We start from the raw sequence: 22,773 nt of genomic DNA on the forward strand, positions 1-22,773 counted from the left end.
CGGCAGCAACGAGCTGCTGGCGCTGTTGGACGCGATGTTGATGGTGGCCTCTCCCGGCTCGGCGCCGAGGGCCGTGTTGCGAGCGGTCCAGAGCGGGTCGCTGGCGACCGTGGCGCTGAGCTCGGCAAATGCGGCGGCGAGGGGCTCGAACGAGACGATCTGCCCGGTGTAGCCGAACGACCGGAGCGAGGTTCCGTAGCCGCCGGTGGAGGCACCGACGTCGAGGACGAGGTCGACTTCTTGCTTGGCGAGGACCGACTGACGACGAGCGGCCGAGTGTCGCCGCACCTCGAATCCGCGTCGGCCCAGCCGGGTCGCCACGGCATACGCCAGCTTGGTCCTTGCCTTCATCGGGCGGCTTCCTGCGTGATGGGCACTGGTTCTCCTCGATCTTCGTGAGCATCGGACGACACCGACTGGGCTGCGGGCAGATCGACGGACTGCATCACGTTGGGGCGACCGCTCGTCGCTCGCCCAGCAGGCTCCTCGCGAACTCCTCGGGGGTCGCGGGTGGAACCGTGTTGCGGCGTGGAGCGCCGGGATCACGTTCCACGGCACGCATGATGGCGGCGCCGATGCTCATCCGGTCGAAGTCGGCGACCTCACCACCACCGGTGGCACGCACCTCACGGGCCCGCACCTCGGACCCGGCCGTCACCACCGGGACGTCGGCGGCCAGAGCCTTGCCCATGATGCCGCTCGGCCCGTTGTTGGTCATGATCAACGCGGCGATGTCGGACGACGCGACCAGTCTGTCAAGATCGGCATTGGGCAGGTACCCGTTTCGCACGATGATCCGACCGTGCGGAGAGGGCCCGACCAGCTTGACCCATTCCTCGACGCCGGGCGTCAGACCCCCGGCGAGCACAAGGTCAGCGTCGACCTGAGACTCCTGCATCGCCTCCCAGACAAGCTTGGCGTTCTTGCGTTCGGAGATCACGCCGAAGATGCCGATGATCTTGCGGGCGGGCGGGAGGCCGAGCTCTTCCCGAAGGTGTGCGCGATCGCGGGAGTGCGCCGAGCAGATCGCGGGGTCGCGGGTGCGCTTGACGACCCATCCGGGCGACATGTCGTCGCGTCCGGCGAACCCGGCAACTCGGTGCAACGACCCCGTTGCCATCGCGACGATGGCCAGCGTGGCCTTGGGAAGGCGAAGCTTCCATCCGACCATGTCGGTCAGCTTGAGCTTGGCCGGATATCGGGTGAGCATGAAGATCACCCGGGGCCGTCTCCGCAGACCGAATGCGCGCGGAGCCTCGAACCACCATCGTTTGAGTGACTGGTCAGCATCCATCACCACGACCGCGTCGACATGCTCGGTGCGGCAGAGAGCCGCAACCTCCCGTGCGATGTCGCGAATCGGGGGGAGCGCTGCGTCGAAGACCTCCAGCACCCGGTAGCCAAGGTCTCCGAGGTACTCCTGGAAGGCCGGGTCCGCGGTCCCTCCGCGGGACGTCAGGATGAGGACCTCTGACGTCCGGGAGGCGACGGCAGCGACGTTGGCGACTGCCTGCGAGCGGTGCCCCTCGGGGAACGGCTCGACGAGGATCGTGGTTCCCATCAGGCGCCATCCCTCCGGGAGTGCCGGGAGACGGTTGCTGCGCTGGTTCCACCATCATCCAGTCGCCGCCGATGCATGGTCAGAGGATACCGGCGACAGAGCCGGGCCAGACACGACTACCAAAATTCGGCTGCGCGTCCCGGCCGCGGCGCCTGCACGAGGACGGCTGGCTTGATCGATTCGACACCTCGGACAGGAGAAACCAGAGCACAAGGCCGCCTGCGGCACTGACGACAAGCCCTTGAGCCCTGGAAGGGAGTGAGGACCCCGGAACCTGCTTCTGCCCTTGGTCGCGCATGCGACCTCTGGAGGGCTCTCGACCGATATGGTCCAGACCGTGCAGCGAGGCAGGTAGCGTACGCGCTGTGAACCCCACACTCCGCGCGGTAGTGCGTTCGACCGTCCGCACAGCAAACACACCCCTTGCCAAACGGCGGGCAAAGCGTTCCCTCGCAGCCGCGCCCCGTCCCCTCAAGCTGGAGATTGGTGGCCTGGAGGATCGTCCGGGCTGGGTTGTCACCAACGTCAACGCGGTGACACGGAACTTCATGGACGCGACCACCACCTGGCCCCTCGAGGACGCGTCGACTTCCCACGTCTACTCCGACAACGTGATCGAACACGTCCCACTGGAGGCCGGCCGGGTGCTCTTCTCCGAGGCCCACCGTTGCCTGCAGCCCGGCGGAGTGATCAGGCTGGTGACACCTGATCTGCGGGCACACATCGACAAGTACCTCAGTGGCTCGAGGCCGGCCGGCGATCCCGGCGCGCGGACGTATGAGTCGATGGGCCTCACGGTCGAGCATCCCCTCGACTGGGTGCGTATCCCCATCGCATCATTCGGCCATCACGAGGGCTACGTCTACGACTTCGAGACCTTGGCGGCCGAGCTGGAACGCGCAGGCTTCCACTCCGTGGTGCGCTGCTCACCGGGCGAGAGCCCGCATCCCGAGATGGACTCTCTCGATCAACGAGCCGATGAGGGCGGAGCCCAGATGGCGGTCGAGGCAACCCGCTAGGTAGGGCTCACCTGGACGATGTCTGGCGGGTCAGCCGCCCGCCGCCTGCGGCCCGCCTGCGCCCGATCTCGTCCTGGAGATTGTGCGCCCAGATGCTCGGGCTGATCCGTCTCGAGAGCGCCAGGCTGATCTCGGACATCGCGGCCAGCCGTACCGAGCTCAGCGAGCTCATCCGCGTCATCGCGGCCACCCAGAGGTCCACGTCACCCGCGGGCACGATCCATCCGTTCGCGCCGTCCTGGACAAGACCCGGGGCCACGCCGGCGAAGTCCGAGCACAAGATCGGCAGACCCGACGCTGCCGCTTCGTGCACTGCCACGCCGTACGGCTCGATGTGCGACGGAAGCAGGTAACCGGACGCCTCGCGCATCAGTGCGGCGACGGCGACCGGTGGGAGGAAGCCGTGCATCGTCACGCCGTCGAGACCGGCCAACATCGGCCCCAGCGGACCCATGCCCACGACGTGCAGGTCCCACGGGTCGCTGTCGGCCCTTCGGTAGCGGGCGTACGCCTCCGCGAGCAGGTCGGCTCCCTTGTGGTCGACGAGTCGACCCACGAAGAGGAACGATCGTCGGGAAGCCATGTCCTCACCGGACCGCGGAGGGGTGAAGAAGATGCCAGTGTCAGCAGTGAGCGAGCCGCGGATCACGTCAGCGGCACCAAAACCGAGACGATGTGCGTAGAACTCACTGCGGTCGCTCGGCACCATGGCCGCGTCCGCCACCGTGTCGATGTACCACCGGTGCACCGCCCGTCCGAGCCACTGCCTCGGCGTAGATCGCCAGAGGTTGTCCATCACGAGGATCCGGACGACCTCAGCGGGCACCGCCTTCATCACTGCGCGGTAGGCCTTGGCAAAGTTCCACGCGGTCATGACGACAGCGTCGGGGTCGAACTCCAGCACCTGCTTCGTGAGGACGTCGGGGCGGGGAGAGTCCTGCCAGCCCAGGAACTCCGCGTAGGTGCCCGTGCCGAGGTCGCCGAAAGCCGTGTCCCGCATCGCGGCGACCGCTGCCTCGGGGCTGTCGGGTTGCACGACCATGAGCTCGTGGCCGAGTTGGTGGAGCTCGCGATACTGCGCATCGAGATAGCCGGTCATTCCATTGCCGAGGAAGACGATTCGCACCCCGGAACGGTACCGCGCGGCTCACGTCGGGCGACGGCCGCTGTCGACGCTCTGGTCAGTCGGTGGCACGTTTCTGGATGAAGAACATGTACATCGCCCCGAATCGCTGCGGCAGCAGCCGAGACAGGGCATACACCCCGTAGATCATGACTCGCGACCGGCCGAAGTACACCGGCTCACCATCGACGGTGTATCCCACCACCGACCATTCCGGTGCCGGGAAGTACCGCCGGACGTCTCGCAGGGTGTTGAGGTTGTAACAGGTCGGGAACACGTCGCGGGCGGCGCGTTGACCCGGTTGCAGTCGGGTCAGTGCCCTCGCGTGGAGCCGGTTCGGCACGAGCCGTGCCCCGATGGCGATGTAGCCCCACTTGTTCGGAGTGCGGGCGCAGATCCAGCCGCCGGGCTTGACGATGCGCCCGAGCTCGGTCGCCACGACCGCGGGATCCTCGACGTGCTCGAACGTGTAGTCCGTCATCACCAGGTCCACCGACTCATCCGGCATGTCGATGCGATCGCCCGGTACCCACACCTGCGCCTCGTCGACGCTCGTGTTCTCCAGGACCACGGGGTCGATGTCGACGCCGATGACCTTGCGCACCCGGCCCCGGAAGAGCTGGAGCCTGCGCAGATAGCTGTCGGGCTCGTCCATGAAGCCCCCGCGCCCTGCACCGAAATCGACGACCACGGAATCTTGTGTGACCAGTGCATCGATGCGGCTGAAGAACTCGATCGACTTGTCGACCCTGCTGAAACCGCCTACGGCGGTCTCGGGGTAGAGCCGACTCAAAGGATCGTTCACGTGGCACCTTCCGCGGAGCTATCGGACGTCGGCCGAGTCTAACCGTAGGATTCTGAGGTGAAGTTCCTAAACGATCTGCAGCCGTCCTTCGACCTGACCTACAACGACGTGTTCATGGTCCCGGGACGCTCCGACGTCACCAGCCGGTTCGACGTCGACCTGTCCACGGCCGATGGCACCGGCACGACGCTACCGCTCGTGGTTGCCAACATGACGGCGATATCAGGCCGCCGCATGGCCGAGACGATCGCCCGCCGGGGCGGCATCGCCATCATCCCGCAGGACATCCCGCTCGACATCGTCGCCGCCACCATCTCGCGGGTGAAGACGGCGCACATCGTCTACGACACGGCGGTGACCGTCGACCCCTCGACGACGGTTGGGGAAGCCATGAGCCTGCTGCCCAAGCGAGCACACGGAGCGGTCGTCGTCGTCAAGGACGGCAAGCCGCTCGGCATCGTCACCGAGCATGACGGTGCGGAGATCGACCGATTCGCACAAGTGCACGAGGTCATGACGGCCGACGTGCTGACCTTCGAGGTGGGAGCCGACCCCCGCGAGTGCTTCAACGAGATGTCAGCCCGCCACCTCGACGTGGCTACCGTGCTCGACGGCGGGCTCCTGGCCGGCGTGCTGACCCGCAAGGGCGCGCTGCGCTCGACGATCTACCAACCTGCCGTCGATCCATCCGGGCGCCTTGTCATCGGCGCCGCTGTCGGCATCAACGGCGATGTCGGGCGCCGGGCCGCCGATCTCCTCGCGATGGGCATCGACGTGCTCGTCGTCGACACGGCGCACGGGCACCAGGAAAAGATGCTGGAGGCTCTCCCGCTGGTCGTCGAGGCGCGCGACGCACACGCCTCCACGTCGGGCCGACGCGTCCCGGTCGCCGCCGGCAACGTCGTCTCAGCCGACGGCGTGCGCGACCTCGTCGCGGCAGGTGCGGACATCGTCAAGGTCGGGGTCGGGCCCGGAGCCATGTGCACGACACGCATGATGACCGGGGTCGGCCGCCCGCAGTTCTCGGCGGTGCTCGAGTGCGCCGCTGCCGCCACCGATCTCGGCGCGCACGTGTGGGCCGACGGAGGGGTGCGGTACCCGCGCGACGTCGCGCTCGCGCTCGCGGCCGGGGCTGCCAGCATCATGATCGGCTCGTGGTTTGCGGGAACACTCGAGAGCCCGGGCGACCTCAAGGTGGGGCCGGACGGGCGCCCTTTCAAGGAGTCCTTCGGCATGGCCTCGGCCCGGGCCGTCTCCAACCGCACCCGTGACGCCGCCGGCTTCGAGCGCGCCCGCATGGCGCTGTTCGAGGAGGGCATCTCGTCGTCACGCATGTTCCTCGACCCCGATCGTCCGGGGGTGGAAGATCTCGTCGATGCGATCCCCGCCGGTGTGCGCTCGAGCGCCACCTACGCGGGAGCGCGGTCGATCGCGGAGTTCCACGAGCGTGCGATCGTCGGCCTGCAGAGCTCGGCCGGCTATGACGAGGGCCGGCCCCTGCACGCGAGCTGGTGATCGCCCCGCCGCCGGGGCGGTACCTCAGCGTCCACTGCTCCTCGGCAGCGGTGGACGCTAGCCCACCGCAGAAGCGGCATGGTGGCGGAGGCGGATGCCGTCGAGGATCAGCGTGAGCCCCAGCTCGAACGACGCCTTGTCGGCACGGTCGGTCCCGCCGCCGACGACGTCATCGATCGCGCCGACGCTGTTGGCCTGCAGGTGCGTCTGCTCGTCGGAGACGTGACCGAACACGAAGTGCATGATCGTGGTGGCCGCGGCACGGGAGAACGACTCGTCGAAACCGCCGTCGCGGATCGTTGCGGCCAGGCGGGCGTGAGGCGTGCGGGCGCCCAGGCCGAAGGCATGCACCGTGGCGACCAGCTCGGCCCCGTCGCGGAAGGCGAGCATCGCATCGCGGAGTCCGCGGCTCTGGCCGATGACTCGTTCGTCCCATGACAGCCCGTCCGCGTCGGGCCGATCGCCGCGGGTGAGCAGCTCATCGGCGACGGCTGCCAGGAGCACCTGCTTGCTGGTGAAGTGGTGGTAGAGCGCGCTCGGTTGCAGCCCGAGCTCGGAGGCGATCCGACGCATCGAGAGGTCGGGCAGGCCGTACTGGTCGAGGATGTCGACGGCACGCTCAACGATGTCGGAACGGTGGTAGCGCACGGGGACCCCTTCGGCGTTCGCGTGTTGACAGCGCGATCAGCCTATACGCTAACCTGAACGCCGTTCACCTGAGTGCTGTTCAGTTCTCGCCACGTCCAGACGCCGCCATATCTTGCAGGAGCACCCCATGAGCAACGCCGCCACCCCGACATCGCGCCGGTCATCGACGACGACGACCGACCTCGCACTCATCGCCACCTTCGCGGCGCTCATCGCGGTCTGCGCCGTCTCCGCGTCACTGCCCTTCGGTGTCAACGGCGTGCCCGTCACGCTGCAGCTGTTCGGCATCTTCCTCGCTGGCGCCGTGCTCGGTGCGAAGCGCGGCTTCCTGTCAGTGCTGCTCTACCTCGTGGTCGGAGCAGCGGGTCTGCCGATCTTCGCCGGTGGGACGTCCGGCATCGCACCGTTCACCGGCGTCACCGGCGGCTACCTCCTCGCCTTCCCGTTCGCTGCCGCGATCGTCGGCCTCGCCGTCGAGCAGGCTCACCGGCGCAACGTGGTCGTCACGGCCGGGATCGTCGTCGCGGGCGGGGTCGTCGCGGAGCTGCTCGTCTGGCTGGTCGGCGCAACGGGCATCTCGCTCTATGCCGACACTCCTCTGTTGTCGACGATCAAGGCCTCGTTCGCCTACGTCCCCGCCGACCTGGTCAAGCTGGCCATCGCAGCGGTCGTGGCTGCCTCGGTGCACCGCGCATTCCCGGCGCTGCTCACCCACCGCGACCAGCATGGTGTCAGCAAGCAGGGCGTGAGCAACTAGCCTCGGCCTGTGGCCACCATCGAGCTCGACGCCGTCGGCGTCACCGCACCGGCGGCCGGCGGCGACGTCACCATCCTTCATGACGTCAGCGCGCACCTCACCGAGCCAAGAGTGGCCCTCATCGGTGGCAACGGCTCGGGCAAGTCAACGATCGCGCGGCTCCTCAACGGCCTCGTCGCGGCCTCGTCGGGCCGCGTGCTCGTCGATGGCCTCGATGTGTCCGAGAACGGTCCGGCGGTGCGTCGTCGCGTCGGGTTCGTGTTCACCCAACCTGCCGCCCAGCTCGTGATGCCCACCGTCGCCGAGGACGTCGCACTGTCGTTGCGCCGCCATGTCCACGATCCGAACGAACGCGCGCACCGCACCACCGAGGTGCTCGAGTCGTTCGGGCTCGCACACCTCGCGAGCACGAGCGTCCATGCGCTCTCCGGTGGTCAGCAGCAGCTGCTCGCCCTGGCCGGAGTGCTGGCCACTGAGCCGTCCATCGTCGTCGCCGACGAGCCGACCACCCTGCTCGATCTGCGCAACAGCGCCACCGTCGCTGATCGGTTGTTCGGCCTCACGCAGCAGCTCATCCTGGTCACGCACGACCTTGACCTGGCTCGGCGCTGCGATCGGGCGCTGGTGGTCGAGGACGGTCCCATCGTCTACGACGGCGCCCCCGCCGCCGCGGTCGACCACTACCGACGCAGTGTGGCGACGTCATGAGGCGCTCGCTGCCGCTCGGTACCTATCAACCCGGTACGACGATCTGGCATCGAGTCCCCGCTGGCCCGAAGCTCGGGTCGCTGCTCGCCTTCAGCATCGTCGTGGTCGCGATCCGCGGCCCGTGGCCGGCCACTGCGGCACTCGGTGTCTCGCTGGCCGTGACGGCCGGGGCGCGCGTCCCGGTGTCGACCGTCTGGCGTGGCCTTCGCCCACTGCTGCTGGTCGTGGCGATCCTGGCCGGCTTCCAGCTGTGGCAGCGAGGCTGGCCCGTGGCCGTCGAGGTGGTGTCGACGACGGTCTGCCTCGTCATCGCTGCCACCACGTTCACCGCCACGACGCCGATGGACGCGCTCCTCGACGCGATCGTGCGAGGGTTGCGTCCGCTTCGGCGCCTCGGCGTCAACCCCGAGAAGGTCGCGCTCGCCTTCTCGCTCATGATCGGGGCGATACCCGCCATCTTCGAGATCTTCCACGACACGCGTGAGGCGGCCAAGGCACGCGGTCTCGAGCGCAGCCCGCGGGCAAACCTGTCGCCGATGGCAATCAGGGTCGTCGCCCAGGCGCTCGCAACCGGCGAAGCGTTGCACGCCCGCGGCATCGGCGACGACGACGTACCCGCGCGGTAGCGTCCACGGATGGACAACGTCAGCACCGCAGTCATCCTCGCGGTGGTCCTTGTCGCCGCGGCGGCGTTCGTCCGCTGGAGGCTCCTCATCCAGCGCCGCACCCTCGGGTCGCCAGCCGACCGCGCCACGTACGAGACCCTGCACACCGCGTCCCAGGCAGCGCCAGCTCTGCGCCGGGGCCTCGATGCCGAGAGCGCCGCGCTGGCACTCCCACATGTGCGGACACTGCTCGGCGCGCCCACTGTGGGCATCACAGATCTCCACGGCCCGCTCGCCTGGGAGGGACCGGGCGAAGCCACCGATGTGAGCGCGCTCATCAGCCACGCACTCGAGAGCGGCACCACACAGGCTTCCGACCATGCCATCGTCGCCCCGCTCTCGGTGGAGGAGCGCATCGTGGGCAGCATCCTGGTGGTCAGCGACGAGGCCTCGGCAGGCCTCGCTCGCGCCACCACCGAGGTCGCCAGGTGGATGTCCAGCCAGCTCGAGCTGGCCGAGCTGTCAGAGTCGCGCACCGCACTGATGGAGGCAGAGCTGCGAGCGCTGCGGGCGCAGATCTCCCCCCACTTCATCTACAACTCGCTCGGTGCCATCGCCTCGTTCATCCGCACCGATCCCGAGCGGGCCCGCGACCTCCTGCTGGAGTTTGCCGATTTCACCCGCTACTCGTTCCGTGAGCACGGCGAGTTCACGACTCTCGCCGAGGAGCTGCGGTCGATCGAGCGCTACCTCGTGCTGGAAAAGGCACGCTTCGGCGACCGGCTCCGGGTCGTCACGCGGGTCGCCCCGGAGGTCCTGAGCGTGACGCTCCCCTTCCTGTCCATCCAGCCCCTCGTCGAGAACGCCGTCCGGCACGGGCTCGAGGCCAAGGACGGCGTCGGCACGGTCACCGTCATCGCGCTCGACGCGGGCGCCGAGTGTCACATCACGATCGAGGACGATGGCGTGGGCGTCGACCCCGACACCGTGCGCGACGTCCTGCAGGGTCGCACCACCAGCGGGTCCGTCGGCCTCGCGAACGTCGACGAGCGCATGCGCACCGTCTACGGCCGCAAGTACGGGATCGTGGTCGAGACAGCACCGGGATACGGCACGAAGGTCACCCTGCGGGTCCCGAAGTTCTCACCGGGCAGCGACACCGCCCCGTAGCCTGATCCGACCCACACACCGCCGGGACTTGTGGCGGAGTTCCCACACGACGAAGATCACTTCATGACCGCCGACCTCCGCACCCTCGTCGTCGACGATGAACAGCCCGTCCTCGACGAGCTGGTGTTCCTGCTTGGTCGCGACAACCGCATTGCCTCGGTCAAGACTGCACGCTCCGGCACCGAGGCCCTGCGACTCATCGAGGCGGACGACATCGAGCTGGTGTTCCTCGACGTCGCGATGCCGGGGCTGAGCGGGCTCGAGATCGCGCGGCTGCTCGGCAGGTTCCGCCATCCTCCGCACATCGTCTTCGTCACCGCGCACGACACCCACGCGGTCGAGGCATTCGAGCTCAATGCCGTCGACTACCTGCTCAAACCCATCCGCGAGGACCGGCTGCGCGAGAGCGTGCGACGGGCGTGCGCCGACGTCGAGTCCGGCCCGACGAGCCCCGACGAGTCGATCGCCGTCGAGCTCGGCGGAGTCACCCGGTGGGTTTCCCGCGCGTCAGTCACGTATGCCGAGGCGCAAGGGGACTACGTCCGGCTGCATACCGTCGACGGCACGAGCCACCTCATCCGCTTGCCCCTGAGCACCCTCGCCGACGACTGGGCGGACACCGGCTTCGTGCGTATCCACCGCAGCCTCGCGGTGAATCTGGCCCACGTCCGCGAGATCCGTATGCAATCCGGACGCTGCAGCGTGCTGGTGCCCGTCGGCGACGACCAGGTCGAGCTGCAGGTTGCTCGCCGCCACACCCGCGACCTCAAAGACCTCGTCCACGAGCGCGCCCGGTGACCGAGCCTCCTCGCGAGTACACCGGCCGGGTCCGCGTGACCAACCCGTTGACGTCCGCGCCGTCGCGGGTGCGTCGCAGCGTGGGTCAGGAAATAGACGAGTCGACGGGCATCGGTGAGGTCTACATGCGCTCGCTGATCCGCTCGCAGCTGAGGGCCGCTCTCACCGTCGCGTCGACCCTGGTGCTGTCGATCGGCGCACTTCCGCTGGTCTTCTGGGCGTTCGACTCAGTCACCGAGGCCACCCTATTCGGTATTCCCCTGCCGTGGCTGGTCCTCGGGGTGTTCGTCTACCCCTGCCTCTTCGCGCTGGGCTGGCTCTACCTGCGACAGGTCGAGCGCGCCGAACGCGACTTCACCGAGCTCGTCGAGCCGGAACGCCCGGACGAGCAGTGAACCCGACCTACGGCATCGTCGCGGTGGTGCTCGTCGCCGTGGCGACCCTGACGATCGGCGCGTTCGGCCTGCGCTTCAGTCGCACGACCAGCGACTTCTACGTCGCGTCACGCTCGGTCAGCCCGGTGTGGAACAGCTCGGCGATCGGTGGGGAGTACCTCTCCGCGGCCTCGTTCCTCGGCGTCGCCGGGCTCGTGCTGGCCTATGGCGCGGAGATGCTCTGGTACCCGATCGGCTGGACGACGGGCTACCTGCTCCTGCTGGTGTTCGTCGCCGCGCCTCTGCGGCGCTCGGGGGCGTACACGATCCCCGACTTCGCCCAGGTCAGGCTTCAGTCGGTGGGGGTTCGACGGGTCGCCAGCCTCCTCGTCGTCGCGGTCAGCTGGCTCTACCTGATGCCGCAATTTCAGGGCGCCGGCCTGACGATGCGCACCGTGACTGGCGCGCCGGGGTGGGTCGGCACCGTGGTGGTGGCCGTCATCGTCGTCGTCAACGTGGTGTCCGGCGGCATGCGGAGCATCACCTTCGTGCAGGCCTTTCAGTACTGGCTCAAGCTCACTGCTCTGCTCATCCCGGTGTTCTTCCTGCTGCACACCTGGAGCGACGACGGCCGGCCTTCACCCGTCGCTCCCACCGAGTGGTTCCAGCCCTTCGGACAGACCGACAGCACGAGCCTCTACCTGACGTACTCGGTCATGGTCGCGACATTCCTCGGCACCATGGGCCTGCCGCACGTCGTCGTCCGCTTCTACACCAACCCAGATGGTCACGCCGCGCGCCGGACGACCCTCATCGTGCTCGCGTTGCTGGGGACGTTCTACCTCCTGCCGACGATCTACGGCGTCCTCGGACGGGTCTATGCCCGCGACCTGCTGGCGTCGGGGCGCACCGACGCCGTCGTGCTCGAGCTACCGGCGCGCATGATCGGCGGAACCACGGGAGACGTGCTCGCGGCCCTGCTGACGGCCGGCGCGTTCGCGGCCTTCCTCTCGACCTCGTCAGGGCTGACGATGTCCGTCGCCGGTGTCATCGGCCAGGGTCTCGCCCCGGGGCGGCTGACCACGATCACAGCATTGCGACTCGGTGCGATCGGAGGAGTCATGGTGCCGCTGGTGCTGGCACTCTCGGCCGAGCGCATCGCTGTGGCCAGCTCGGTGACCTTCGCATTCGCGCTCGCGGCGTCGACGTTCTGCCCTCTGCTGGTGCTGGGCATCTGGTGGCGGGGGCTCACCGCTCGCGGTGCGATCACCGGGCTCATCGGCGGCGGCCTGTGCGCCGGGGCTGCCACCATCCTCACGATCGTCTGGGGCCCGGAGGGCTGGTTCGGTGTGCTGATGAGCCAACCCGCGGCGTGGTCGGTTCCTGTGGGCTTCGCCCTCATGGTCGGGGTGTCGCTGACAACCCGGTCGGACATCCCGTCCAACGTCGCCCGCACCATGGTGCGGCTGCACACCCCCGAGCGCGTCACGGTCGACCGCCGATTCTGACCGCAACTCCCATTTACAGTTGCGGCCCGCTGCCCTAGGCTCCCGGCAACGCGGATGTCTCGGGTCGTCCCATGACAACGCGCGCCTATCGGGGGATATGCACATGCGCACCACCAGCTCTCTTGTCACTGCCAGCGCCACCTTCGTCGCCGTCGCGGCGCTGAGCGCCGCGACGGGCACCGCCACCATTTCTTCGGCGAGCGGCGCGGCGCCACCGGACCGAGGCGACCGGGTCACGTCGACCCGGCCGCTCTCGACCTCCGGATCGCAGGCTCTGGCGGCGATGCGATCGGCCCGGTCGAACAGCAGCGCCACCCGGGTCAGCACCGACCAGTCGCTCGTCGTCACCGATGCCCTGGTCGACTCCACCGGCGCGACCCATGTCCGCATGAGGCGCACCTACGACGGTCTGCGCGTCGTCGGCGGCGACCTGGTGGTCCACCGCGATGCTGGCGGCAGCTTCACCGGCAGCTCGCAGTCGCTAGACCGCGCCCTGACCCTCTCGACCACCCCGACCCTGTCCAGCGGCGAGGCGCGGTCACGCGTGGGTACAGCGGCAACCCGCGCCGGCACGCCCACACTCGTCGTCGACGCCACCTCGACGACACCGAGGCTCGCCTGGCTTGCCACGACCACCGGCATGCAGGCCGACCGCACGCCCAGCCGCATCGACACCTACGTCGACGCCCGGACCGGCGCAATCCTGCGTTCTGAGCAGCGCATCCAGACCATCGACGGCGACGGCCAGTCGCTGTACGGCGGAACGGTGCCGCTGCAGCTCACCCAGACAGACGGCACCTACCAGCTCAAGGACCCGACCCGCGGCAACACGTTCACGACCGACGCGAAGAACGGCACCGACTCGGTCCTCTGCTCGCTGCTTGGCTCAGGCTGCATCGCCGGGACGCTCTTCACGAGCCCCGACACGCACTTTGGTACCGGCACCGGGGCGAGTCGTGAGTCGGCAGCCGTCGACGCACAGTACGGAACCAACGTCACGTGGGACTACTACAAGGCGAACTTCGGCCGCAACGGCATCTTCGACACCGGAAAGGGCTCGTCCAACCGGGTCCACTACGGCAAGAACTACGTCAACGCGTTCTGGGACGGGTCGAAGATGACGTACGGCGACGGTGACGGGGCGTCCTATGGCCCACTGACCTCGCTCGACGTCGCGGGTCACGAGATGTCGCACGGAGTCACAGAGAACACTGCCGGGCTGACCTACTCCGGTGAGTCCGGCGGCCTCAACGAGTCCACCAGCGACATCTTCGGCACGATGGTGGAGTTCTACGCCGCCAACCCGCAGGATCCGGGCGACTACCTGATCGGCGAGGAGTTCGACCTCGCGAAGCATGAGGGGTTTCGTCGTATGGACAACCCGTCGTCGGACGGTGCCTCGCTCAGCTGCTGGTCGAGCAACGCCAAGAATGTCGACGTGCACTACTCCTCGGGCATCGGCAACCACTTCTTCTACCTTCTGGCCGAGGGGTCCGGGTCGACGTCGATCGGCGGAGTTCCGCACAGCTCGACGACCTGCAACGGCTCGAGCGTCGCCGGCATCGGTCGGTCCGCTGCCGCGGCCATCTGGTACCGCGCGCTGACGGTCTACATGACGTCGAGCACCGACTACGCCGGGGCCCGCACCGCGACTCTCGACGCGGCTCGCGACCTCTTCGGCACGGGCAGCGCGCAGCAGTCCGCCGTCGCCGCGGGCTGGAGCGCCGTCAGCGTCAGCTGATCGGACCGGTGATGTGCCCGGCTGACCGGCCGGGCACATCACCGGTGCCGTTGGTCGCCCGCAAACGACCGCTTGTCGTACGTCTTTGACCGCATGCCGCAGGGCTGCCCCGGTTCCGTCGCACGCCGCCTGTTGTGATCTGGCACACAGCGGGTCGCCGCACCTACCGTGTGGCGGGTGGCACTTCCCTGTGCCGCCCGCCTTCCGAAAGAGGTGACCCACCGTGGTCGAAAAGGTGTCCGCCGAGGCCGAAGCTGCCTACGCACGCATCCATGCTTCTGACGACTTCGCCCAGCTCAAGAAGAGCTATCGCGGCTTCGTTGTCCCCATGACCATCGCCTTCATGGCGTGGTACCTGCTCTATGTCATCTTCTCCAACTGGGCTGGAGGATTCATGGGGCACCGCCTCTTCGGCAACATCAACGTCGCGCTCGTCTGGGGCCTGCTTCAGTTTGCGACCACCTTCGGCATTGCCATCTGGTACGCCCGCTATGCCGCGCGCCACATGGACCCGATCGCCGATCGGCTGCGCGCCGAGTTCGAAGCAGAGACCGCGCACGAGGAGGATCACCGATGAACACGCTCTTGCACGCCGCCACCGGCAGCTCGTCCGACCATCAGGCCCTGACCGCCACGCTTTTCATCCTGGTCGTGGCCATCACCGTCGGCATCACGTTCGCAGCAAGCCGCAACAACAAGACAGCCGCCGACTACTACGCCGGCGGCCGCAGCTTCACCGGCTTCCAGAACGGCATGGCGGTGGCGGGTGACTACATGTCCGCGGCATCGTTCCTCGGCATCTCCGGCGCCATCGCGCTCGCCGGCTACGACGGCTTCCTCTACTCGGTCGGATTCCTCGTCGCCTGGCTCGTCGCCCTGCTCCTGGTCGCCGAGCTGCTGCGCAACTCCGGCCGTTTCACGATGGCCGACCAGCTGGCCTATCGCATGCAACAGCGTCCGGTGCGCACCGCTGCCGCGACCTCGACCGTCGTCGTGTCGATCTTCTACCTGATCGCCCAGATGGTCGGCGCAGGCGCACTCGTCACTCTGCTGCTTGGGGTGAGCAGCGAGATGGCCAAGAACCTCACGATCGTCGCGGTCGGCCTGCTGATGGTCTTCTACGTGACGGTGGGCGGCATGAAGGGCACGACGTGGGTGCAGATCGTCAAGGCCGTGCTGCTGATGGCCGGCACGCTGCTGATCACGATCCTCGTGCTCGCGAAGTTCAACTTCAACCTGTCCGACCTCCTCGGGACGGCCGCCACCAACAGTGGCAAGGGACAGTCGTTCCTCGAGCCCGGCCTGAAGTACGGCGCCACCTTCACCAGCAAGATCGACTTCCTGTCGCTCGGCATCGCGCTCGTGCTCGGCACCGCCGGACTGCCACACATCCTGATCCGCTTCTACACCGTCCCGACAGCTCGCCAGGCGCGCAAGTCGGTGCTGTGGGCCATTGGTCTGATCGGCGCGTTCTACCTCATGACGCTGGTTCTCGGCTTCGGTGCCGCGGCGCTCGTCACGGGTGAGGCCAAGACCAAGATCATCGAGTCGGGCGGAAACCTTGCGTCTCCGCTGCTCGCAGAGGCTGTGGGCGGTGGCACCGGATCAACCGGTGGCGCGGTGCTGCTGGCACTGATCTCGGCGGTCGCGTTCGCCACCATCCTGGCGGTCGTCGCAGGGCTCACCCTGACCTCCGCCTCGTCCGTGGCGCACGACCTGTACGCCAACGTGTGGAAGAAGAACACGGCGACGGAGAAGGACGAGGTCAAGGTGGCCAAGATCGCCGCCTTCGGCATCGGTGGTGTCGCCATCCTGATGGCCATCCCCGGCCAGAAGCTCAACGTGGCGTTCCTCGTCGCGCTCGCGTTCGCCGTTGCTGCGTCGGCCAACCTTCCGGCGCTGATCTACAACCTGTTCTGGAAGAAGTTCAACACCAGCGGTGCAGTCTGGAGCATCTACGGCGGCCTGATCGCCTCGGTGGGGCTGGTGGTCTTCTCGCCGGTCATGTCCGGCAAGGGACTGGATCCGGTCACAGGCAAGAACCTTTCGCTGCTGCCGACCAGCATCGACATCAGCTGGTTCCCCCTCGAGAACCCGGGCATCGTCTCGATCCCGCTCGGATTCTTCTTCGGCTGGTTGGGCACGGTCATCGCCAAGGACCGCAGCGCGGAGAACCACTTCGCCGAGCTCGAGGTCCGCTCCATGACCGGAGCAGGCGCCGTCAAGTAGGCACGACACTCGGACGTCATCACGACTGCGGCCGTCATGGCACAGTCGTGGTGACGTCCGAGTGCTTCTGCGCCACAGCTCCACAGGGAACACGATGCGGACCGGATGTCTGACGCGTACCTGATACAGAATGCAGTGAGACCACCACACACGAGGAGCCACCCGTGACCGAACAAGGCATCAGCAACCTGTCCCACGAGGATCGTCACTTCGATCCGCCCGCCGAGCTGGCGGCCAACGCCAACCTGAAGGCCGAGGCCTACGACCGCGCCGCCGCCGATCCGTTGGCATTCTGGGCCGAGCAGGCCGACCGTCTCAGCTGGGGTGAGCCCTTCACCGAGGTGCTCGACTGGACCAACGCGCCATTCGCCAAGTGGTTTGTCGGGGGCACACTCAATGCGTCGTACAACTGCGTCGACCGGCACGTCGAAGCCGGCAACGGCGAACGGGTGGCCCTGCACTTCGTCGGCGAGCCCGAGGACGACACCCGCGACATCACCTACGCACAGCTCAAGGACGAGGTCTCGCGCGCTGCCAACGCGCTGATCGACCTCGGCGTGCAGACCGGCGACCGCGTCGCGATCTACATGCCCATGATTCCCGAGGCAGTCATCGCGATGCTTGCCTGCGCCAGGCTCGGCGCGCCCCACACGGTCGTCTTCGGCGGGTTCTCCGCGGACGCCTTGTCGAGCCGCATCATCGACTGCGACGCCAAGGTCGTGATCACCGCCGACGGTGGCTACCGTCACGGCAGCGCCTCGGCGCTCAAGCCCGCCGTCGACGAAGCGCTGCTGAAGTGTCCCGACGTCACCGGCGTGCTCGTGGTGCGTCGCACCGGCCAGGACGTCGACTGGACCGAGGGCCGCGACGTCTGGTGGCACGACGTCGTCGATGCCGCCTCACCCGACCACACCCCCGAGATGTTCGACTCCGAGCACCCCCTCTACGTGATGTACACGTCCGGCACGACCGGCTCACCCAAGGGCATCCTGCACACCACGGGCGGCTACCTCGTGCAGTCGGCGTACTCGTTCTGGTCGGTCTTCGACCACAAGCCTGACGACGTCTACTGGTGCACCGCCGACGTCGGCTGGGTCACCGGCCACTCCTACATCGTCTACGGACCGCTGGCCAACGGCGCCACGCAGGTGCTCTATGAAGGCACACCCGACTCACCGCACAAAGGCCGCTGGTGGGAAATCATCGAGAAGTACAAGGTCTCGCTCTTCTACACCGCCCCAACGGCTATCCGTACCTGCATGAAGTGGGGCGAGCAGATCCCCGCCGAGCACGACCTGACGTCTCTTCGCATCCTCGGCTCGGTCGGTGAGTCCATCAACCCCGAGGCCTACATGTGGTACCGCGACAACATCGGTGGGGGGCGGACGCCAATCGTCGACACCTGGTGGCAGACCGAGACCGGCGCCCACATGATCAGCCCGCTGCCCGGCGTCACCTCGGGCAAGCCCGGCTCGGCCATGACCGCCATCCCCGGCATCAGCGCCGAGGTCGTCGACGACGCCGGCAAGCCCGTCGCCAACGGTGAGGGCGGTTACCTGGTCATCACGGAGCCGTGGCCGTCCATGCTCCGCACCATCTGGGGCGACGACCAGCGCTACAAGGACACCTACTGGTCGCGCTGGGAGGGTTACTACTTCGCTGGTGACGGAGCTCGCAAGGACGAGGACGGCGCCATCTGGCTCCTGGGCCGGGTCGACGACGTCATGAACATCTCGGGCCACCGGCTCTCGACCACCGAGATCGAGCCCGCGCTCGTGTCGCACCCCAAGGTCGCCGAGGCGGCAGTCGTCGGCGCAGCCGACGAGACCACCGGCCAGGCCGTCGTGGCGTTCGTGATCCTGCGCGACAGTGCCGTTTCGGGTGGGCAGGGCGACGGTCACGCAGACATCGTGCAGGAGCTGCGCAACCACGTCGGCAAGGAGATCGGACCCATCGCCAAGCCACGCACGATCATGATCGTGCCCGAGCTGCCCAAGACGCGCTCAGGCAAGATCATGCGGCGTCTGCTGCGCGATGTCGCCGAGAACCGCGAGGTCGGCGACGCCACGACGCTGGCCGACACCGGCATCATGGACAAGATCACCGCTGGCATGACGGCCGCCAAGAACGACGACTGACGGTGCACGTGGCGCACCGCATCCGCCAGCGGCGATGCGGTGCGCTCGGTCACATCGTCGAGCGGTGGACGGGCGGTGTTCAGATTCGTTTCATGTTCGTGGGCCAGAATCGACCCATGGACACTCCGCGCACGGACCACAGCACCGAGCACACGGCGAGCCCCGACGGCCGCGTGCGCGTCGACCTGGTCATCGGCGCGACGCTGCTCAGCTCCGTCGTCGTCGGCAAGCTGCTCTGGCAGGCATCGGACCTCGGAATCGTCGCAGCCCTCACCGCACGCTGACCTGCGGATCACGCCCAGTCGCTTGTAGGCTCCCCCCATGAGCACTAGGGACAATCTGAGCACTGTGGACGATCCGACCATCGGGCGGCTGGTGGCTGACGCCACTCGCGACATCTCGGCGTTGGTCCAGTCCGAGATCAAGCTCGCCAAGAGCGAGATCAGGGTCAGTGCCACGGCCGGGGGTGTCGGTGCCGCCCTCATCCTCATCGCAGCGTTCTTCGGGCTCCTCATCATCATCTTGCTGTCGATCGCGATCGCCTACTTCATCACGATGACGGGCCTCGACCCTGCCTACGCGTTCCTCATCGTCAGCGGCGCCTACCTGCTCCTCGCCGCGCTGCTGATCTTCATCGGCATCCGCAAGCTCAAGAAGATCCGCGCTCCCGTGAAGACCATCGCGACCGCCAGGGAGATCCCGGCGGCGCTCAAGGGACACCCCGGCAAGGGACACCCCGTCGAGGTGAACACCGGCACGGTGGACTCGGGCACGCTGAGCAGCGGCAAGGTCAAGGGCAAGCGCAGGAAGAGCTAGCTGCTCCGAGCCGAACGGCCCAACACTGCACGACCCGCCACGCCGACCACCACGAGCACTGCACCGCCGGCAGCCACCCACAGCAACCATGTCGCGAGCGAGTCGGACGCCCGGTCGACCAACAGCTTCTGCAGTGTGCGGGCGAAGGCCGAGGGTGCCTCGGTCTGGTCGAGGATCCGCGGAGCCGCGACAGACGACACCAGCCGCAACGCGCCCGCCACCAGCACCGTCCCGAGCCCCAGCCACGCCAGTGCCACCGACCTGCGGCGAGCCAGCAGCAGACAACCGAGGGCGCCCACCGCCACGACGACCAGCCCGATACGACTCTGCGAGGTGGTGTCCTGGACCTTCTCGATCTGTTGACGGTCCTGAGCGTTACCCACCCGTACGACGAGACGGTCGGGCACGGGGATCTGGACGGGCAGGGCACCACTCACCCGCTTCGAGACGAACGAGGCCATCGGCCCGGCGTCGACCAAGAGATCGCTCTGCGAGCTGCCCGCGAACGCCGAGCGGTGGAAGCTGCGCTGCGTCTGCTCCCAGGCACCGACGAATCCGGGCTCGCTCGTCGTGCGCCCCGCGACCGCGGTCAGCGCGGCGGTCGCAGCCGGCTCGAGACGTTCCGGCAGGACGCCCCGCTTGACCAGGTCATTGCCGAGGTAGGCCGCAAACGTGCTCTGCAGCTCGGCGTCCTTCGCCAGCACACTGCTGAACCGGACGTAGCCATCCTCCTCGGCCACGTGGGTCGAGACCCAGAGCAACGGAATCGTGGCGAGCAGTGCGACGAGCGCGACGAGCCCGCTCAGCATCGACAGGAAAGATCTCACTAGGCACATCCTCCGGTAGGGACCTTCGTGCTTGCGGCAATACCTGCTCGTGCGTCGTCGGCAACCTGAGCGGCGGTGAGAGCGTACCCGGTCGACTTGTCGGTGATCGAGGCGGCGAAGACGACACCCAGCACGTCACCGCGCTCTGAGACGAGGGGGCCACCGGAGTTTCCCGAACGGACCAGCCCGCGCACCGAGAACGTCTGGCGTACTACCTGACCTTTGTCGTAGATGTCGGGGCTCCGCAGCCTCATCTCGCTGCGAATGCGGGCGGCCCGCGCATCGAACGGCCCGTTCTCGGGAAACCCGAGGATGGCCGCAGAGTCGCCCGCGCTACCGCTCCGATCGAAGTCCAACGGCCTGACGCCGAGTCCGTCGACGGCCAGGACCGCGATGTCGAGCCGGGCATCGAAGAGCACCACCGTGGCATCACGCGGCTGACCGTTGATCACGACCGACGGGCTGCTCACCCCGGCCACGACGTGGGCGTTGGTCATGACACGACCGTCGGAGTAGGCGAAGCCGGATCCTTCGATGCCGCGCTGGCACGACGCCTGACCGAGGATCTTCACGACACTGCCCGACGCCTCGCGCACGCCCGAGGCCGAGAGCGTCGCTGCATCAGGCGGCCCGACCGCGGTGATGTTCTCGCTCTCGAAGGGGTCGATGTAGCGGGGGAAGAGATTGGTGTCGAGGACCTGGTTGAACGCCTTCAGCACCGAGCTGGCCTGCCCGGGCATGACCCGGTCGACGCGGTCGAGGATCGCTGACCCGCGTGATGCCGTCGACAGGTAAGGGATGGACGTGCCGCTGACGGAATAACCCAACGCCCATCCGGCGCACAGGACCGCCACCATGCTGAGCGCGCTCCCGGCCACTGCGTCGACCGGCCGCAGGGGTCTCCAGACGAGACCACTGCGCAAGTTTGTGCCGACGTACGTCCCGATGCCCTGACCGATGGCCGCCGCGCCGATGACCAGCCCCAGAGCCAACAGGGACGTGCTCAGCCGGGGGGTGTCGCCAGACAGGAACTTCGGGACGACGGCCACTGCGACGAGGCCGCCAGAGAGAAGGCCGACGGTCGCGACGAGGTTGACGAGGAACCCCTGGAGGTAGCCCGAGACGGCGTACGCCACCAGGACAAGCACGAGGATGACGTCGAGTGAGTTCACGAGAACTCCGGCAGGGGCCTCGTGACGCTGTCATCCCACGGCTGTTCCCAGCCGAGCCGCTCGAACAGCCGGGACACGACGCCTGCGGTGAATCCCCACAGGGGCACGCCGCTGCCGACCTCGAACGCAGGTCCCCGCCAGCCCGACGGGTGCTCGACGCTGAACCGGTTGGCGGGGTCGAGCAGGCGGCGGATCGGCTGGTGGATGATGCTGCCGACCTCCTGCGTGCTGGTCGGGATCAGGGGCTTGGGCTCACGCCAATAGCCGAGGACAGGGGTGACGGCGAAGTTGCTCGGCGGCAGCCACAGGGTCGGAAGTGAACCGAAGACCTCCACAGTAGTGGGATCAAGCCCCACCTCCTCGTGGGCCTCCCGCAGGGCGGTTGCCGCAGCGTCAGCGTCGCTCGGGTCGGTGGCTCCGCCCGGGAACGAGATCTGCCCGGCATGGTTGCGCATCGTCGTGGCCCGCTCGGTCAGCAGGAGCTCGGGCCCGGTGCCACCGTCGGCGAACAGCATCAGGACGGCAGCCGGCCGCGCACTGGCCGGAGGGTGGGGGAACTGCGGCGCCAGCTGCTCTGCCTCGACCGAACCGGCGAGCTCGGCAAGCGGCCTGAGCCACGTCGGCAACGACTCCCACGTCATGGTGAGACCTTGAGGTTTCGACGGATGGCGGCCGTGAGATCGGCGTAGGAGCGGAACGAACCGCGCTTCGTGGCCACTACGGTTCCCCGTGCGTCCACGAACACCGTCTGTGGCAAGCCGATGACCCGCAGCGGGCCCTTGGTGCCACCGTCGCGGTCGACCAGCAGCGGGTAGGTCACGCCGGTCCGCTGCGCAAGCTCGATCGCGGCGTCCGGTGCGCCATCCATGAAGTCGACGCCCAGGACCTGCAGGTCGTCGCCGTACGCCTTGTCGGCCCGGGCCAGCAGCGGCAGCTCTTCGAGACACGGCTTGCAATAGCTGGCCCAGAGGTTGATCACGGCTGGCTTGCCGGCCAGGCCCGACAGCCGTACCGCCCTGCCTCCGCCGAGGCAGTCCAGCGTCAGGTCTGGCAGGGAGTCGCCGGCCGGGGCCGTGCCGTCAGCCTTCGGGCAGTCCTCGATACCGGCTCGCTGCTTGGCGGCCGCCAGGTCGTCGGCGTTCACCGTCGGCGCTGGCCCTCCCCCGAAGCTTGGCTGGTTGCCGCCCGGCTGATCGGACGGTCCGCAGGCCGCGAGCACGACGAGCAGCAGCAGCACCACCACCGCGTGCCCCCTCATG

Annotated in this window: 24 protein-coding genes; 15 read left to right on the forward strand and 9 right to left on the reverse strand. The window is 67.9% G+C overall.

Annotated elements, in window-relative coordinates; translation table 11 throughout:
• Window positions 1-351: FkbM family methyltransferase (locus tag H7290_RS19690; protein ID WP_290515720.1), on the reverse strand; the 351-nt coding region annotated here is incomplete at its 3' end.
• 94 nt (window positions 352-445) lie between these two features.
• The gene (locus H7290_RS19695) at window positions 446-1,561 is read right to left on the reverse strand and encodes a hypothetical protein (RefSeq protein WP_290515721.1); all 1,116 of its coding nucleotides are present in this window, start codon (window positions 1,559-1,561) and stop codon (window positions 446-448) included.
• Between the two features lie 365 nt (window positions 1,562-1,926).
• On the opposite strand from H7290_RS19695, the gene H7290_RS19700 reads away from it, so the two are divergent.
• A complete protein-coding gene (locus H7290_RS19700; RefSeq protein ID WP_290515722.1) occupies window positions 1,927-2,580 on the forward strand; it encodes a methyltransferase domain-containing protein in 654 nt (217 codons plus the stop codon).
• 7 nt (window positions 2,581-2,587) lie between these two features.
• Here H7290_RS19700 and H7290_RS19705 read toward each other — a convergent pair whose 3' ends face one another.
• Window positions 2,588-3,706, reverse strand: coding sequence for a glycosyltransferase family 4 protein (locus H7290_RS19705; protein WP_290515723.1), 1,119 nt, complete (start codon window positions 3,704-3,706; stop codon window positions 2,588-2,590).
• Window positions 3,707-3,761: 55 nt separating this feature from the next.
• On the reverse strand, window positions 3,762-4,508 hold the full coding sequence (locus H7290_RS19710) for a class I SAM-dependent methyltransferase (RefSeq protein ID WP_290515724.1): 747 nt from the start codon (window positions 4,506-4,508) through the stop codon (window positions 3,762-3,764).
• A 57-nt stretch (window positions 4,509-4,565) separates the two neighbouring features.
• Between H7290_RS19710 and H7290_RS19715 the strand changes: the two genes are divergently transcribed.
• Window positions 4,566-6,023, forward strand: coding sequence for a GuaB1 family IMP dehydrogenase-related protein (locus tag H7290_RS19715; protein ID WP_290515725.1), 1,458 nt, complete (start codon window positions 4,566-4,568; stop codon window positions 6,021-6,023).
• Between the two features lie 57 nt (window positions 6,024-6,080).
• On the opposite strand, the gene H7290_RS19720 is transcribed toward H7290_RS19715, so the two are convergent.
• On the reverse strand, window positions 6,081-6,671 hold the full coding sequence (locus tag H7290_RS19720) for a TetR/AcrR family transcriptional regulator C-terminal domain-containing protein (protein ID WP_290515726.1): 591 nt from the start codon (window positions 6,669-6,671) through the stop codon (window positions 6,081-6,083).
• Window positions 6,672-6,798: 127 nt separating this feature from the next.
• Here H7290_RS19720 and H7290_RS19725 point away from each other — a divergent pair, with 127 nt between their 5' ends.
• The 13 genes from H7290_RS19725 to H7290_RS19785 all read left to right on the forward strand — a co-directional run bounded on the left by H7290_RS19725 (window position 6,799) and on the right by H7290_RS19785 (window position 19,515).
• A complete protein-coding gene (locus H7290_RS19725) occupies window positions 6,799-7,428 on the forward strand; it encodes a biotin transporter BioY (protein ID WP_290515727.1) in 630 nt (209 codons plus the stop codon).
• A 9-nt stretch (window positions 7,429-7,437) separates the two neighbouring features.
• Window positions 7,438-8,136, forward strand: coding sequence for an ABC transporter ATP-binding protein (locus H7290_RS19730; RefSeq protein WP_290515728.1), 699 nt, complete (start codon window positions 7,438-7,440; stop codon window positions 8,134-8,136).
• Entirely contained in the window at window positions 8,133-8,762 is a 630-nt protein-coding gene (locus tag H7290_RS19735; RefSeq protein WP_290515729.1) for an energy-coupling factor transporter transmembrane protein EcfT, read from the forward strand. Before H7290_RS19730 ends, H7290_RS19735 begins: the two co-directional genes overlap by 4 nt.
• 9 nt (window positions 8,763-8,771) lie before the next feature.
• Window positions 8,772-9,911 carry a histidine kinase gene (locus tag H7290_RS19740; RefSeq protein WP_290515730.1) on the forward strand — a complete coding sequence of 380 codons (1,140 nt, stop codon included), beginning with the start codon at window positions 8,772-8,774 and terminating at the stop codon, window positions 9,909-9,911.
• Between the two features lie 63 nt (window positions 9,912-9,974).
• Window positions 9,975-10,709 carry a LytTR family DNA-binding domain-containing protein gene (locus H7290_RS19745; protein ID WP_290515731.1) on the forward strand — a complete coding sequence of 245 codons (735 nt, stop codon included), beginning with the start codon at window positions 9,975-9,977 and terminating at the stop codon, window positions 10,707-10,709.
• Entirely contained in the window at window positions 10,706-11,104 is a 399-nt protein-coding gene (locus tag H7290_RS19750; RefSeq protein WP_290515732.1) for a hypothetical protein, read from the forward strand. Before H7290_RS19745 ends, H7290_RS19750 begins: the two co-directional genes overlap by 4 nt.
• The gene (locus H7290_RS19755) at window positions 11,101-12,591 is read left to right on the forward strand and encodes a cation acetate symporter (RefSeq protein ID WP_290515733.1); all 1,491 of its coding nucleotides are present in this window, start codon (window positions 11,101-11,103) and stop codon (window positions 12,589-12,591) included. The genes H7290_RS19750 and H7290_RS19755 overlap by 4 nt, the downstream gene beginning before the upstream one ends.
• Window positions 12,592-12,694: 103 nt before the next feature.
• A complete protein-coding gene (locus H7290_RS19760) occupies window positions 12,695-14,332 on the forward strand; it encodes a M4 family metallopeptidase (protein WP_290515734.1) in 1,638 nt (545 codons plus the stop codon).
• 223 nt (window positions 14,333-14,555) lie between these two features.
• Window positions 14,556-14,909, forward strand: a complete 354-nt coding sequence (locus H7290_RS19765) for a DUF485 domain-containing protein (protein WP_290515735.1) — start codon at window positions 14,556-14,558, stop codon at window positions 14,907-14,909.
• The gene (locus tag H7290_RS19770) at window positions 14,906-16,561 is read left to right on the forward strand and encodes a cation acetate symporter (RefSeq protein ID WP_290515736.1); all 1,656 of its coding nucleotides are present in this window, start codon (window positions 14,906-14,908) and stop codon (window positions 16,559-16,561) included. The genes H7290_RS19765 and H7290_RS19770 overlap by 4 nt, the downstream gene beginning before the upstream one ends.
• 164 nt (window positions 16,562-16,725) lie before the next feature.
• The gene (gene acs, locus H7290_RS19775) at window positions 16,726-18,699 is read left to right on the forward strand and encodes an acetate--CoA ligase (protein ID WP_290515737.1); all 1,974 of its coding nucleotides are present in this window, start codon (window positions 16,726-16,728) and stop codon (window positions 18,697-18,699) included.
• 116 nt (window positions 18,700-18,815) lie between these two features.
• On the forward strand, window positions 18,816-18,983 hold the full coding sequence (locus tag H7290_RS19780; RefSeq protein WP_290515738.1) for a hypothetical protein: 168 nt from the start codon (window positions 18,816-18,818) through the stop codon (window positions 18,981-18,983).
• Window positions 18,984-19,020: 37 nt separating this feature from the next.
• Window positions 19,021-19,515: a phage holin family protein gene (locus tag H7290_RS19785; RefSeq protein ID WP_290515739.1), complete on the forward strand. Its 495-nt coding sequence runs from the start codon at window positions 19,021-19,023 to the stop codon at window positions 19,513-19,515.
• On the opposite strand, the gene H7290_RS19790 is transcribed toward H7290_RS19785, so the two are convergent.
• From H7290_RS19790 to H7290_RS19805, 4 genes are read right to left on the reverse strand one after another with little or no spacing between them, the layout of a single operon-like run.
• The gene (locus H7290_RS19790; protein WP_290515740.1) at window positions 19,512-20,342 is read right to left on the reverse strand and encodes a hypothetical protein; all 831 of its coding nucleotides are present in this window, start codon (window positions 20,340-20,342) and stop codon (window positions 19,512-19,514) included. The genes H7290_RS19785 and H7290_RS19790 overlap by 4 nt on opposite strands.
• On the reverse strand, window positions 20,342-21,514 hold the full coding sequence (locus H7290_RS19795; protein ID WP_290515741.1) for a MarP family serine protease: 1,173 nt from the start codon (window positions 21,512-21,514) through the stop codon (window positions 20,342-20,344). Before H7290_RS19795 ends, H7290_RS19790 begins: the two co-directional genes overlap by 1 nt.
• The gene (locus tag H7290_RS19800) at window positions 21,511-22,155 is read right to left on the reverse strand and encodes a CoA pyrophosphatase (RefSeq protein WP_290515742.1); all 645 of its coding nucleotides are present in this window, start codon (window positions 22,153-22,155) and stop codon (window positions 21,511-21,513) included. Before H7290_RS19800 ends, H7290_RS19795 begins: the two co-directional genes overlap by 4 nt.
• Window positions 22,152-22,772 (reverse strand): TlpA disulfide reductase family protein, encoded by a 621-nt coding sequence (locus H7290_RS19805; RefSeq protein WP_290515743.1) that lies wholly within the window; start codon window positions 22,770-22,772, stop codon window positions 22,152-22,154. Before H7290_RS19805 ends, H7290_RS19800 begins: the two co-directional genes overlap by 4 nt.
• Between the last annotated feature and the right edge of the window lies 1 nt (window position 22,773).

The organism is Aeromicrobium sp. (genome assembly GCF_014378035.1).
GTDB lineage: Bacteria > Actinomycetota > Actinomycetes > Propionibacteriales > Nocardioidaceae > Aeromicrobium.

Coding starts and splice junctions, on each gene's coding strand:
- H7290_RS19760 (WP_290515734.1), top strand. CDS start 12,695: ATGCGCACCACCAGCTCTCTTGTCACTGCCAGCGCCACCTTCGTCGCC.
- H7290_RS19800 (WP_290515742.1), bottom strand. CDS start 22,155: ATGACGTGGGAGTCGTTGCCGACGTGGCTCAGGCCGCTTGCCGAGCTC.
- H7290_RS19785 (WP_290515739.1), top strand. CDS start 19,021: ATGAGCACTAGGGACAATCTGAGCACTGTGGACGATCCGACCATCGGG.
- H7290_RS19740 (WP_290515730.1), top strand. CDS start 8,772: ATGGACAACGTCAGCACCGCAGTCATCCTCGCGGTGGTCCTTGTCGCC.
- H7290_RS19735 (WP_290515729.1), top strand. CDS start 8,133: ATGAGGCGCTCGCTGCCGCTCGGTACCTATCAACCCGGTACGACGATC.
- H7290_RS19780 (WP_290515738.1), top strand. CDS start 18,816: ATGGACACTCCGCGCACGGACCACAGCACCGAGCACACGGCGAGCCCC.
- H7290_RS19770 (WP_290515736.1), top strand. CDS start 14,906: ATGAACACGCTCTTGCACGCCGCCACCGGCAGCTCGTCCGACCATCAG.
- H7290_RS19805 (WP_290515743.1), bottom strand. CDS start 22,772: ATGAGGGGGCACGCGGTGGTGGTGCTGCTGCTGCTCGTCGTGCTCGCG.
- H7290_RS19695 (WP_290515721.1), bottom strand. CDS start 1,561: ATGGGAACCACGATCCTCGTCGAGCCGTTCCCCGAGGGGCACCGCTCG.
- H7290_RS19725 (WP_290515727.1), top strand. CDS start 6,799: ATGAGCAACGCCGCCACCCCGACATCGCGCCGGTCATCGACGACGACG.
- H7290_RS19745 (WP_290515731.1), top strand. CDS start 9,975: ATGACCGCCGACCTCCGCACCCTCGTCGTCGACGATGAACAGCCCGTC.